Here is a 12,073-nt window from a genome sequence, read left to right as displayed (position 1 = left end):
CTATGGTCCGGTCGGCCGCCCCTCCCGCCGGCGCCGGGACGATCTTGTCGTCCTTGATCCAGAGGTCGCCTTTGCCGAGACGGCCGTTGACGGGATCGATGATGTCGCCGCCGGCGATTTTCGTCAGCATGGCAGTGGCTCGGCGAAAGCGTGGGTAGCGATCAGGCGGATGATCGTCGCGGCGGAGGGCAATTGCGAGGCCGCTTGCGCCTCGGTCGACCTGAGCGAGCCCGTGCGGCTGGAATAGACAACCGCATCGTGATCAAGCCCAGCCTCGCCGATGGCGATGGTGACTGCGGCACCGGCAACCGGCTCTTGCGTTTTCGTCAACGCAATCAGTGCCATGCGGCGCTTTTTTTCCTTCGGTTGGGCCGTTGCGGCGGAGATCCGCAGGTGCAGGTCGGCTTCGCCGGCAGCGATCATGCGCGCCACATCGCAGCGCCAGGGATCGAATTCCGGGAAGCCGCGCGCAAAGCCGGTGCGCAGCGGAAAACCTGTCATCCAGGCCGAGGCGAGCGTGCTACCCCAGCCGTTTTCGTTCGCCGGCAGATGAAGGCCGGATGCGCGCGAGTTGCGATTGAGATCGGCGATCAGTCCTTGCAGCATCTCCAATGCCAGGCCTTCGGCGGCGTGGCCTGAAAACAGGAACACGGGAAAACGCGCGGCCGCCAGAGCTTTGGCGAAATCATTGAAATTCGACACCGGTTGCGATGTACGCCGCCCTTTGTACTGTGCTCTCAGTGCCGCCAGCGTGGCGGCGAGGCTAGCTTGGCCACAGGAAAGTCGCGTTGCCTCGCGCCCGCCGTTCAGCGGCGGCACAGACATCCCGTTCGGGCCTACCACGAAGAACGCGCGCTGGTTCACGGTCGAGAGGTCGGGAACCGTCCCGGCGAGTTCGCCAACAAGACCATGATGGATCCGCGGGAGCTCGCCCACGATCACCACGACATCGGCACGCCGGCGCGTCTCTCCGGGGGCGACGGTCATTGCCCCCTTGTCCGTAAAAAGCGCAGTCTCCCGGGCAAGTGCCGCGCCATCGGCATGGTCGTATGCCGCGCCAGCCCTCTCAGCCAGCGCGATCGCCGCCCTCGTGCCGTCTATATCCGTATCAAAGCTGAAAACCGGGCACCGACTTGACGACAGTAGCGACGCGGCATGCGCAGCCGCGCGCTCAATCAGCGCTTCCCGGTTGCCGATCCAAGCAACCGCCATTCGCTAAACTACTTTCTGGTGCCGCCACGATCCTAGACGAAACTGGATTGGCCGTGAACCCCACCTTGCAGCGGATCAGCGAATGTTTTCATACGCTATCAACAAATTCCGACCCTGCTTAGTCATATTTGACGTAAGCGAAGCGTTGATCGGTCAGCGGAGTGCCCTCCAGCGCCCCGCCTTCCTTGGCCGGCTGCCACTGGACAACATCCTCGATCTTTTTCGCCAACTCGAAATCCTTGTCGGTAATGCCTTTCGCCGCGTGGTTCATCAGGCGCACCTCGACCCAGGCATAGGAGGCGGTGATATCGGGATGGTGCCACGCCGCCTCGGCGAGATGGCCAACCGTGTTGATGACCATCAGCGTCGATTTCCAGCTGTGGGTCTTGTATTTGCGCCGGATCCAGCCGTTTTCGTAGCGCCATTTTGGCAGCTCCTTCTCAAGCCGCTCGGCGATCTCGGCTTCCGAATAGACCTTTTCCTTGACTGTCTCGTTCATCTCGACCTCCGCGAATTGCTCGGTCTGTCTACACGCCGGAGCCGGCAAACACCTGGATGCATTCTCTTTGGCTTGCTCCATCGACGAAAACAGTTATCATGGTACCGGGCACCTAAACTTCCATGATGCATCCATGATGCACCCATCGGGGGGCAGATGTCGAATTCTGTTACCATACGAGTGCCCGCTCGCCTGCACCTTGGCTTCCTTGATCTTAATGGCGATGCCGGACGGCGGTTCGGCAGCGTCGGGCTTCCATTGAGCGAACCCGAAACCGTCGTCACCCTGTCGCGATCCGGCGAGACCATCGTCGAAGGCTCCGAGAGCACCCGCGCCAGCGAGCATCTGTCGACGCTCTGCAAGCATCTCGGCATTCGCGGCCAGCACCATCTGGTGGTCGAGCAGTCGATCCCCAGTCATGCGGGTCTGGGGTCCGGCACGCAGATCGCCCTTGCCGTCGCCTCGGCGTTGCGCACTCTCCATAATTTGCCTCTGGATATCGCCGGCGATGCGAGCCTGCTCGAGCGGGGCGGCCGGTCCGGCATCGGCATCGCAAGTTTCGAAGATGGCGGCGTCATAGTCGACGCCGGCAAGAACGACCGCGGCGGAACGCCTCCGGTCGTCGCGCGGCTGCCGTTTCCGGAAGAGTGGCGCGTCATCCTCATCCTCGACCATTCCGGGCATGGACTGCATGGCGCTGCCGAGGTCGAGGCGTTTCGTTCGCTGCCGCCATTCCCAATGGCAGGCAGTGGGGAGATCTGCCGGAGGGTGCTGATGGGCATTATGCCGGCTTTGGTCGAGCGGGACCTTCCGGCATTCGGCGCCGCCGTCACCGCGATACAGATGCTGATCGGCAGCCATTTCGCCCCGGCGCAGGGCGGCGTGTTCACCTCGAAGCGGGTCGAGATGGCGGCCCACCGTCTCAATGAAGCAGGCGCCGTCGGCATCGGCCAGAGCTCCTGGGGGCCGACAGGCTTTGCCTTCGCGCCATCACATGACGCCGCACTCAAGTTCGTCGACGCGGTTCGGAAGACGACAATTGAGGACGGCCTTGAGATCAAGATCGTCAAGGGCAGGAACTCCGGCGCGAAGATCAGCTCAACCAGGCTGAATCTCGTCGGCAGCTGACGCTCCCGTTTCAGGCAGAAAGGCAAGAAATGGCCCGCAAACACATCCTGCACATGCTGACACCGTTGAAGCAGATGAGCCCCTTCGACGTGAACATGGCGCTCGACGCAGGTTTCGACGCCGTCGTCCCCTATGTTGATGTAAGCCTCGCCGAAGTGACAGGCTTGGTCCAGGACGCGATCTTTTCGCGCCCCCCGGATGCGGGTGTCGACACCGGCATCTTCATCGCCGGGAAGGACGCCTCGTTGGCGCTCGACATGTTCGACGCCGCGAAGAAGGCGATGGTGCCGCCTTTCCAGGTTTCGGTGTTTGCCGATCCGGCCGGCTCGTTCACCACGGCCGCGGCGATGGTGGCCAAGGTCGAAAAGGCGCTGGAGAAGAAATTGCAGCGTGCGCTCAGGGATACGAGGGTAGCTGTTTTCGGTGCCACCGGCGTCGTCGGCTTCTGCACCGCCGTCATCGCGGCAGGGGAAGGTGCCCGGGTCACACTTGTCGGCCATGACGGCATCGAGAGGGTCAAGCAGATCGCGGCCGAGATCGAAAGCAGATTCAACATCATCGTCGATGCCGCTGACGGATCGAGCGACGCACGCAAGACAAAGCTGGTCGAGGCAAACGAAATTATCCTGGCTTGCGCCAAAGCTGGCGTCCAGGTGGTCTCCAAAGCCCAATTGCAAGGCAATGACCTGCTTATTGCGGCCGACGTCAATGCCGTTCCCCCGGCCGGTATCGAAGGATTGGCCGTCAATGCCAATGGTGATCCACTCGAAGCGGCAAAAGCTGTCGGCATTGGTCCGCTTGCCATTGGCAATGTCAAATATAAGGTCGAATTCGGTCTCTTCAAAAGAATGATCGAATCCGAAAAGACGATCACGCTCGATTTTCAGGAAGCGTTTTCCCTTGCACGCGAGATTGCCAAGTAACGCCGGATCTCTCTTGATCGCGGCAATTTCAGGCCGGGCGCTGGCCGCCGCCGCGCGCCGCGCCGGCTATCGTCCGCTGGTTGCCGATTTCTTTTGCGATACGGACACCGTCGCGCTCGCAGGACGCGCGACGATGCTGCCGGGCGACCTGCAGAGGGGCATCGACGGCGAGCGCATCGTCGACACGCTTCGGCGATTGGCTGGCGACGACCTGCCGGTCGCCATTATCCTGGGCTCAGGGTTTGAGCGGATGCCTGAGACCGTGGAGGTGATCGCGCGACACTTTCCGCTCGCAGGCAACGGCGGCGCCGCGATCCGCAGGATCAAGGATCCGCCGTTGCTGGCCGATGATTGCGCCGAACTTGGCATCCCGCATCCGCAATTGCGATGGGACCAGCCGCCTGATCCGGAGAACTGGGTGGTCAAGACCGCGGGCGGCGCCGGCGGCGGGCACGTCAGACGAGCAGCCGGAGAAAGCCCGACCGCCGGCCGCTACTTCCAGCGCTTCGTTGCCGGACGCAGCATCTCGGCCCTGTTCGTCGGCAACGGGCAAACCGCGCACGTCGTGGGCTTCAGCCAACAATGGACGTCCCCCTCCCCGACAGCGCCCTATCGCTACGGGGGCGCCGTGCGGTTGAGACGCTTCGATCGCAGACAGGCGGCGGTGATCGGCGGTTGGCTCTCAAGTCTGACGCGGCGCGCCGGCCTGATTGGATTGTGCAGCGCCGATCTCATCCGCGGGCCGGACGGCTACAAGTTCATCGAGATCAATCCGAGGCCGGGCGCCACCCTCGACATTTTCGACGATGTCGACGCGCCATTGATCGAAGCGCATCTGCGCGCCGCGACGGGTCAGGTCTTCCGCTTGCCGCGCTTCGTCGATTCGATGGCGTCGATGGTGACTTACGCCGCGACGCCAATCACTCACTTTCCGTCGATCGCCTGGCCTGAATGGACAGCGGACCAGCAGTCGGCTGGCACCCGTCTGATTGCCGGCGACCCTGTCTGCACGGTCTTCGCGCGCGGGCCGAGCGCCCAATCGACCAAGCGACTCATCAAGGGACAAGCCAGTCAATTGCAACTCCAATGGGAAGGAGACCGGACATGAAAGACGGTTCGGCATTCCTGAACGACAATGCACAGCGCATCGTTGACGGCATGATCGGCGACGCCGAACGCCTGCGCATCGTCGTTTCCAGGGGGCCATTGGGCGAGCGCCTGATCGATGCCGGCGCCAAGACCGTAGGCAGCGTCGAAGCCGGGCTGCGCATGGCTGAGGCCGCGATGGGCGGTCTCGGCAGCGTTTCTGTGTTCATGGATCGCGCGTCACAGCAATGGCCGTTCACTGTCGAAGCGCGATCTTCGCAGCCGGTGCTAGCCTGCCTGGGCAGCCAATATGCGGGCTGGAACCTGTCTGGCCAGGACTATTTCGCGATGGGATCTGGGCCGGCGCGCGCCCTCGCCCGGGTCGAACCGCTGTTCGAAACACTTTCCTATCGCGACATCGCATCGTCCGCGGTGCTTATCCTTGAGACGGCCGAACCGCCTCCCCGCGCGATCGTTGAGAAAGTGGGCAAGGCAACTGGACTGGCGACGGAAAAGCTCACCTTCCTCTATGCGCCGACACAAAGTCTTGCCGGCAGCGTGCAGATCGTTGCGCGCGCGCTCGAGGTTGCCCTGCACAAGATCAACGATCTCAAATTCCCGCTGGAGAACGTTGTCGACGGCATCGGAACGGCTCCGATCCCCGCCCCCCATCCGGATTTCCTGACCGCCATGGGCCGAACCAACGATGCCATCATCTATGGCGGCAGCGTCCAACTCTTCGTGAAAGGATCGGCGAAAGAAGCTGGCAAACTCGCGGAAAAACTTCCCAGCAGCGCCTCACGGGACTATGGCCAACCCTTCGCCGAGATCTTCACGCGGTTCAAGGGCGATTTCTATGCCATCGACCCGCTGCTGTTCAGCCCGGCCGAAGTGATCGTGACAGCGATCGAAACCGGCGATACGTTTCGCGCCGGTCGGCGTGATCTGGAAATGCTCGAACGGAGTCTCGGCTAAGAGGATGGCGGTGCAAAGGGATTCGTCCGTCATTCGCCTGCCCGACGACTGCATTTCGTGCAGCCCTGCCGCGGACGCGGCCATGGGGGCGCGGAATCGCTCGCGCCTCCGTTCCCGTACCCGAGGCGCCACATGATCCCTCGCATCCTGATCGTCAGCGACAAGGTGGACACCGGCTCCAACGGCCTGGCGGCAGGGCTTGGTCGGCGGGGCGCCGCCGTTGCAGCCGTGCCGCTGGCAGCGATCGCATTCGACACCAGCAGCCCGAGCGGACTTTCGATCCCCGGCTTCGGCGGCACGCTGCCCGACGCCGTGCTCGTCCGTTCGATCGCCGCCGGATCGTTCGAAGCGATTACCCGGCGCCTCGGCATGCTGCACGCGTTAAGCAGACTGTCGGTTCCCGTGTGGAATTCCGCGCAGGCGATCGAGCGCTGCGTCGACAAGTCGATGACGACATTCCTCTTGAAAAATGCCGGCCTGCCTACGCCACGCACCTTTGCCGTGGAAGGCCTTGCCGTCGCCGAGGAGATCGCGGCGCAAGAACTTCCGCGGGGGCCGCTGGTGCTGAAACCCTTGTTCGGCGCGCAGGGCCGCGGGATAAAGCTGATCCGCACGCTCTCGGACCTGCCGGCTGCAGAAGAGGTGAACAGCGTCTACTACCTTCAGCAATATGTGTCGCGTGCCGGTCCGCCTTTCCGGGATTTTCGCGTCTTTGTCTGCGCCGGCGAGACCGTGGCGATGATGAGCCGCATCAGCGACCACTGGATCACGAACGTCAACCGGGGCGGCGTGCCGGAACAGATTTCCGATCATGGCAAGGCGGAACTGGCCTCGCTGGCTGTCGCTGCGTCAGCCGCGGTCGGCGCGGATTTTGCCGGCGTGGACATCGTGCGGGCTGACGACGGCAATCTGTTCATACTCGAAGTGAACAGCATGCCCGCCTGGTCGGGATTGCAATCGGTGGTCGCCGTGAATATCGCCGAGGCAATCGCCGATGCCTTGCTGAAACTCCTGGCCGACCGTGCCGAAGCGGCCGCCGCGCCGCGGCCCTACCGTTTTGCCGCGCCTGCGAATTCGTGAGGGCCGGTAGGATGGCGCTGTCGCGTGAACGCCTCCGGGCCAGCTACAAGGATGCCTGCAGGATGGAGATCGAAGCCCTCAAACCGGGCAACGTCCATCTGTTCGCCGACGGACACGGAATGTCCGCCGCCCAGTTCATGATGAGTGCGGAGGTTTCTTCCGGGCCGCTGACCGATCCTCGTCTGCCGGTCGGACAGCGCATGCTGGAGGCGGTGCGCGCTACACGACTGGCGGTCGCAACCAATACCAATCTCGGAATCATCCTTCTGGCAGGGCCACTGATATGCGCCGCCGAAATGGGCGGTGACAGACTGCAGGACAATCTCGACTCGCTGCTTCGGGCTTTGAGCGTGCAGGATACCAAGGCGGTATTCGAGACGATCGTCACGGCCGCGCCAGGCGGCCTGGGAGAAGCCGCCAACGATGTGCGGCAGGAGCCGAAGGTTCATTTGCTGGACGCGATGCGCGAGGCCGCCGACCGCGACATGATCGCCCGCCAGTACGGCAGCTGTTTCGGCGACGTGTTCGGGGTCGGGCTCGCCGCGATGGATGGAGCGTTGGCACGTGGAGAAACCGGCATGTGGCCGACGGTATTCGTCTACATGGCGTTTCTCGCCGGCTTCCCCGACAGCCATGTGATGCGCAAGCACGGCGTTGACGTCGCAAATCAAGCGCGGCAGGAAGCCGTTGCCGTCCAGGCGGCGCTCCATGCCGAGGGCGACGAGCCGTCGCGCATTCGCCTGCTCATGGAGTTCGACCGCCGGCTGAAGGCCGACAACATCAATCCCGGCACCTCGGCCGACCTCACCGTGGCTACTCTTTTAGTCCACACCCTCGCCCTCACCTTGCATAATCGCGGCGTTGGTGCTTGACTTCCAAAAGCGGAAGCTGTGCTTCCGCGGCTATCTAGCCAACCGGTCCGGGCAAATCCGGACGCTGCCAACAAGGATAGCTGTCCATCGAGCGCCTGCTCGGTTGCAGCGTCCGTGGACATCATAATTGTGTCTTGGAGGAAATTGGCATGGCAAAAATATCAAAGGTTATGGTCGGTGAATCGCTGGTGGGAGACGGCAACGAGGTCGCGCATGTCGACCTGCTCATCGGCCCGCGGGGGAGCGCGGTCGAAACGGCATTCTGCAACGCGCTTACCAACAACAAGGACGGCTTTACTTCGCTTTTGGCGGTGATCGCGCCCAATCTTCAATGCAAACCCAACACCGTGATGTTCAACAAGGTCACGATCAAGGGCGCCAAGCAGGCGGTCCAGATGTTCGGCCCGGCGCAGCACGCCGTGGCAAAGGCCGTGCAGGACAGCGTTGCGGACGGGACCATTCCGGCCAACGAAGCGGACGACGTGTTCATCTGCGTCGGGGTGTTCATCCATTGGGACGCGGCGGACGACGCCAAGATCCAGAAATACAATTACGAGGCGACAAAGGAAGCTATCCAGCGCGCCGTTGCAGGAACCCCGACCGCCGCCGACGCAACGGCCCAGCGCGACAAGGTCAAGCATCCGTTCGCAGCGTAGACAAGAGACAGCCCCGCACAGGAAAAACCCTCTTCTGAGACGGATGGTCTGTTGCGCCGGCTGAAAAAAGTTCTGGGCTTTTGAAACGTCACCTCCCGAAGGGCGCACGTCCTTCGGGAGTCGACGAGCAACGATGATCAGGCGCCGAGTGATGCGAGGCGGCCGGGTGTGAGCGTAGCGTTGTGCAATGAGGTTGCTACTAGCGCCGCGGCGACACCCATTGCGGACAAGGCGCCGATGTCGGTCTCATCTCGGACGCCGCCAGCCGCGATGACAGTGCGATTTCCGGCCTTAGCCTTGACCTCCTGCAACCGCCGGAAGTCAGGGCCGGCGGCGGCACCGACCTTGGCCAGCGTCATGACAATCACCTTTTGCGGCCAAAGCTCGGGCTCTTCGAGAAGAGAACGCGGTCCGCAAAAACTATCGCCGATGAAATCAAGGGACAGGATGAGATCGGGATGATCGCGAAAACGCCGCAGCAACATGTCGTCCCGCTGCGATTCAGAGCCAAGAACAGGAGACAGGGAGCGTTCGGCAAGAGCCGCCAAAAGTGTCTTTTCGTCGGCCACGCCGGCATCGACCCAAAGTTCCGGCGGCTCCGCCATCGTCCTCAACCGGGCGAGTGCGTCGCTGTTTGGCGTTCCGCCTTCGATAGCGTCCAGATCTGCGATGTAGAAGGTCGAAAAAGGATAAAGCCCACGCAGTCCTTCAGCGACCGCGACGACATCAGGACTTCGGCTGAGCGGCGTAACGATCGGCCTGTAGCGATCGCGTTTTCCCTGCTGGGCGCGAACCACCACGCCGTCCTTCAGGTCGAGAACCGGAATAATACGCAACGCTTTTCTCACCGACCAATTGCCCCCGTCATGAAAGCTTGAAGCGTGGAAAAAAGAAAGGGCATCATTGCCGGTTTCGACATTGGCGGCGCGCATCTGAAGGTGACCCGCGCACAAGACGGTCGCATCGTCGAGGCGGTAACGATCGCAACGCCGCTCTGGCAAGGCCTGCACAAGCTGGCTTCAGCCCTCGACGAAACGGCTCCGATCTACGGGGGTGCGGATCTCAACGCATTCACCATGACAGGCGAACTGTCGGACATCTTTCCGTCCCGCGATGTCGGCGTAGCGGCTCTGCTGGGTCAGATTTCCACCCATTTCCCCACAGACAAAAAGCTGGTCTATGCCGGACCATCCGGTTTCGTCGGGGTCGAGCAGGCAGCGCAGTTAGGCGCCGATGTGGCTTCCGCCAATTGGCACGCGACAGCCTTGTTGGTGGCAAAACTCGCCGGCGATGCCCTGTTCATCGACATGGGCTCCACCACCACCGATATCATTGCCACCAAGAACGGCGCCGTGGCCAATGACGGCTACACCGATGCCGGACGGCTTCTAACCGGCGAATTGGTCTATACCGGCTTTACCAGGACATTCCTGTTCGGCGTAGCCTCGTCGGCTCCCGTCCATGGCAGGCTAACGCCGCTGATGAATGAGTATTTCGCCTCGATCGCCGACGCGCATCGCATCCTGGGCGTGCTCGACGAGGACGACGACAGGCACCCTCCCGCCGACGGCAAGGAAAAGACCGTGGACGGCTCGATCGCGAGGCTGGCGCGCATGGTGGGGCGCGACGCCACTGACCTGACCCCGCCGGAATGGGGTGAAGTCGCGCGCTGGTTCAGCGAGCAGCAACTGCGCAAAGTGCACGATGCAGCGTCTCTGGTTGCCGGGACCTTGCCGCGGGATGTCCCGATCGTCGGGGCCGGAATCGGTCGCTGGCAGATCAGGCGACTGGCCGAACGCATGGAACGCAGCTACGTCGATTTCGCCGACATCATCCCCGCCGATGACACCGTTCGCGGGCAAGCGAGCAGCGCGGCCCCCGCGTCCGCGGTAGCGCTTTTGGCGGGATATCCGTTGTAAGCAGGGTGCGGCGCTCGGCCTAACCCCGCGCGTCCTCGCTCCGGGAATCTTTGGCGGTCAAGTGATCGCTGACACGCTGCATCAGCCAGCCCCAGGCTTCCTTTTCACCGTCGCCTGCCGTCTTTTCGATGGCGATCGAAAGGTAGGCGATTTCCGCCTCGATCTTGTCGCGCGGCAGCATGCCGAGCCGGCTGACCAGGATGGCCAGCTCAAGCACCGCCGCCTTGGCTCGATTGAGGCCGGTGAACGGCGCAAGCGCTTCCTCCCGCACCACGCGGCAGAAATGGCGGGGGCGCACGCCATTGTCATCGACCGCCTGGACTTGGAGACCCGAATACGCCAGCGACGCCTCGAGCCTCGGGACCGGAAACCCGTCAACCGGAACGGTTGGCCAGTGCTTGCGGCCTGTCAGGCAGCCGGCAAAGACACGCACGTCGTCGGTATAATTGGCGATGGCGAACGGCACTTCGGCGAGATTGTCGAGCGTGACCGACGGCCGGAAGGGCGCAATCACCCAGCCGTCATTCTCGGCGATAATGCCGATCGGCGCGATGTGGACGTTGCCTGCCTTGTTGACCGTCGTGATGATCGATTCGCGAATGTAGGGCATGGTCCTAGCGCTCCTTCCTTGCGCGGAGCGTCTGGCCCGGCTCGGCAAGACGGGTACGGTCGGTTTCAGGAGCCGGCGCGGCAACGCCCCATGCGAGCGGTTCGTCCTGCACATAACGCTTGCCGAGGCGCCACGCGATCTCCGCTTTCATCAGTTCCGCGCCGAGATAAAAAGCGTGTGCGCCATCGGCGTTGACGTCCAGCCCGGCAAAAAGTTCGAACGCATCCGTGGCAACCGCATGCCCTTTGCTATTGAAAACATGGATGCCGTCCTCCGCTACCGCGATCCGGAAGTTGGCGTCGCGCACCTGGGCCGCCAATGCCTCGATATCGTCGGTTGAGGCTGTGAAAGGCTTGCGATCGTGGACCTGCAACAGGCCTGGGTGATAGCCGCGCGGCAACGCGCCGTCCGTGCAAGCAGCCAACATGACGCGGCGGGCGATATCGTGCTCCTCGATCGTCCGCACCGTGTGTGGGCTGACATGCACCGCCAGCACGTTTCGGATCCGGAGTTCCGAGCAGAGTCCCGCTAGAACGGCCGTAACACCGGAACTGTCCGCGTCGGTCAATTCGGTGAGATTGCCGGTACCCATCAGCAATTCGGCGTCCGGCCAGCGGCGCCGCGCCTCGATGAAGCGCCCGAGTGAAACGGCGAAGCCGAAATGGATCGGGTCGAGCACGGGATCGGCAATGAAGGCAACGCCGGCCTTTTGAGCGGCTTCGATGGCCCGGCCGAGCGAATCCAGATCGCCGGGCGTGGACGGTATCAACACTGCCGTAGCCCTATGGTCGAAGATCAACGGCAGCGTGTTCTCATCGAGGCTGAGAAGATAGTCCGCGCCGGCGCGTGCCCCGATCGTCAGTTCGTCCACGCTGGCCGAATCGACGCTGACCATAAATCCCCGTGCCTTGAGCGCTCGCACAGCCTCCGGCAGCAATGGAAACGGCGTCTCCGGCAGGCAGCCCAGATCGATGACATCGGCGCCGGCCGCGGCCAACATCGAGGCCCTCGCCATCAGCGCCTCGACCGGCAGCATCGGCGCATCGACGATCTCGGCGAAGATGCGCATATCGTGGCGCGTCAGATCCGGCGGTTTGCCCGCCCGGCCAAGGA

The 12,073-nt window shown here is 62.9% G+C and carries 13 protein-coding genes; 8 read left to right on the top strand and 5 right to left on the bottom strand.

Annotated features, from left to right (window positions below; genetic code table 11):
- Positions 1–123: 123 nt before the first annotated feature.
- Positions 124–987: a tungsten formylmethanofuran dehydrogenase gene (locus EN749_RS19800; RefSeq protein ID WP_245270310.1), complete on the bottom strand. Its 864-nt coding sequence runs from the start codon at positions 985–987 to the stop codon at positions 124–126.
- A 343-nt stretch (positions 988–1,330) separates the two neighbouring features.
- Positions 1,331–1,711, bottom strand: coding sequence for a 4a-hydroxytetrahydrobiopterin dehydratase (locus tag EN749_RS19795; protein WP_027036898.1), 381 nt, complete (start codon positions 1,709–1,711; stop codon positions 1,331–1,333).
- Positions 1,712–1,867: 156 nt separating this feature from the next.
- Between EN749_RS19795 and EN749_RS19790 the strand changes: the two genes are divergently transcribed.
- The 7 genes from EN749_RS19790 (at position 1,868) to fae (ending at position 8,431) form a co-directional block, all read left to right on the top strand.
- Positions 1,868–2,839 carry a beta-ribofuranosylaminobenzene 5'-phosphate synthase family protein gene (locus EN749_RS19790; protein ID WP_127397427.1) on the top strand — a complete coding sequence of 324 codons (972 nt, stop codon included), beginning with the start codon at positions 1,868–1,870 and terminating at the stop codon, positions 2,837–2,839.
- A gap of 29 nt (positions 2,840–2,868) precedes the next feature.
- Complete coding sequence (locus EN749_RS19785; protein ID WP_127397428.1) at positions 2,869–3,762, top strand: NAD(P)-dependent methylenetetrahydromethanopterin dehydrogenase; 894 nt, start codon at positions 2,869–2,871, stop codon at positions 3,760–3,762.
- A gap of 133 nt (positions 3,763–3,895) precedes the next feature.
- On the top strand, positions 3,896–4,870 hold the full coding sequence (locus EN749_RS19780; protein ID WP_245491457.1) for an ATP-grasp domain-containing protein: 975 nt from the start codon (positions 3,896–3,898) through the stop codon (positions 4,868–4,870).
- Complete coding sequence (gene mch / locus EN749_RS19775; protein ID WP_127327523.1) at positions 4,867–5,823, top strand: methenyltetrahydromethanopterin cyclohydrolase; 957 nt, start codon at positions 4,867–4,869, stop codon at positions 5,821–5,823. The genes EN749_RS19780 and mch overlap by 4 nt, the downstream gene beginning before the upstream one ends.
- A gap of 132 nt (positions 5,824–5,955) precedes the next feature.
- The gene (locus EN749_RS19770; RefSeq protein WP_128363768.1) at positions 5,956–6,903 is read left to right on the top strand and encodes a RimK family alpha-L-glutamate ligase; all 948 of its coding nucleotides are present in this window, start codon (positions 5,956–5,958) and stop codon (positions 6,901–6,903) included.
- Positions 6,904–6,914: 11 nt separating this feature from the next.
- The gene (locus EN749_RS19765; protein WP_127810597.1) at positions 6,915–7,775 is read left to right on the top strand and encodes a triphosphoribosyl-dephospho-CoA synthase; all 861 of its coding nucleotides are present in this window, start codon (positions 6,915–6,917) and stop codon (positions 7,773–7,775) included.
- A 149-nt stretch (positions 7,776–7,924) separates the two neighbouring features.
- Positions 7,925–8,431 (top strand): formaldehyde-activating enzyme, encoded by a 507-nt coding sequence (gene fae, locus EN749_RS19760; RefSeq protein WP_127810598.1) that lies wholly within the window; start codon positions 7,925–7,927, stop codon positions 8,429–8,431.
- 137 nt (positions 8,432–8,568) lie between these two features.
- Here the strand turns inward: fae and EN749_RS19755 are convergent, their stop codons facing one another.
- Complete coding sequence (locus EN749_RS19755; RefSeq protein ID WP_245481741.1) at positions 8,569–9,363, bottom strand: HisA/HisF-related TIM barrel protein; 795 nt, start codon at positions 9,361–9,363, stop codon at positions 8,569–8,571.
- Between EN749_RS19755 and EN749_RS19750 the strand changes: the two genes are divergently transcribed.
- Positions 9,313–10,350, top strand: a complete 1,038-nt coding sequence (locus EN749_RS19750; protein ID WP_128363767.1) for a hydantoinase/oxoprolinase family protein — start codon at positions 9,313–9,315, stop codon at positions 10,348–10,350. The genes EN749_RS19755 and EN749_RS19750 overlap by 51 nt on opposite strands.
- A gap of 19 nt (positions 10,351–10,369) precedes the next feature.
- On the opposite strand, the gene EN749_RS19745 is transcribed toward EN749_RS19750, so the two are convergent.
- On the bottom strand, positions 10,370–10,960 hold the full coding sequence (locus EN749_RS19745) for a DUF447 domain-containing protein (RefSeq protein WP_127810600.1): 591 nt from the start codon (positions 10,958–10,960) through the stop codon (positions 10,370–10,372).
- Between the two features lie 4 nt (positions 10,961–10,964).
- On the bottom strand, positions 10,965–12,073 hold a 1,109-nt coding region (locus EN749_RS19740; RefSeq protein ID WP_128363766.1), incomplete at its 5' end, for a dihydropteroate synthase.

The organism is Mesorhizobium sp. M7A.F.Ca.ET.027.02.1.1, assembly GCF_004022985.1.
Lineage (GTDB): Bacteria > Pseudomonadota > Alphaproteobacteria > Rhizobiales > Rhizobiaceae > Mesorhizobium.
Note: the sequence above shows the minus strand (reverse complement) of the source record. Positions and strands in the feature narration are given on the sequence as shown.

Coding starts and splice junctions, on each gene's coding strand:
- EN749_RS19800 (WP_245270310.1), bottom strand. CDS start 987: ATGACCGTCGCCCCCGGAGAGACGCGCCGGCGTGCCGATGTCGTGGTG.
- EN749_RS19795 (WP_027036898.1), bottom strand. CDS start 1,711: ATGAACGAGACAGTCAAGGAAAAGGTCTATTCGGAAGCCGAGATCGCC.
- EN749_RS19790 (WP_127397427.1), top strand. CDS start 1,868: ATGTCGAATTCTGTTACCATACGAGTGCCCGCTCGCCTGCACCTTGGC.
- EN749_RS19785 (WP_127397428.1), top strand. CDS start 2,869: ATGGCCCGCAAACACATCCTGCACATGCTGACACCGTTGAAGCAGATG.
- EN749_RS19780 (WP_245491457.1), top strand. CDS start 3,896: ATGCTGCCGGGCGACCTGCAGAGGGGCATCGACGGCGAGCGCATCGTC.
- mch (WP_127327523.1), top strand. CDS start 4,867: ATGAAAGACGGTTCGGCATTCCTGAACGACAATGCACAGCGCATCGTT.
- EN749_RS19770 (WP_128363768.1), top strand. CDS start 5,956: ATGATCCCTCGCATCCTGATCGTCAGCGACAAGGTGGACACCGGCTCC.
- EN749_RS19765 (WP_127810597.1), top strand. CDS start 6,915: ATGGCGCTGTCGCGTGAACGCCTCCGGGCCAGCTACAAGGATGCCTGC.
- fae (WP_127810598.1), top strand. CDS start 7,925: ATGGCAAAAATATCAAAGGTTATGGTCGGTGAATCGCTGGTGGGAGAC.
- EN749_RS19755 (WP_245481741.1), bottom strand. CDS start 9,363: ATGCGCGCCGCCAATGTCGAAACCGGCAATGATGCCCTTTCTTTTTTC.
- EN749_RS19745 (WP_127810600.1), bottom strand. CDS start 10,960: ATGCCCTACATTCGCGAATCGATCATCACGACGGTCAACAAGGCAGGC.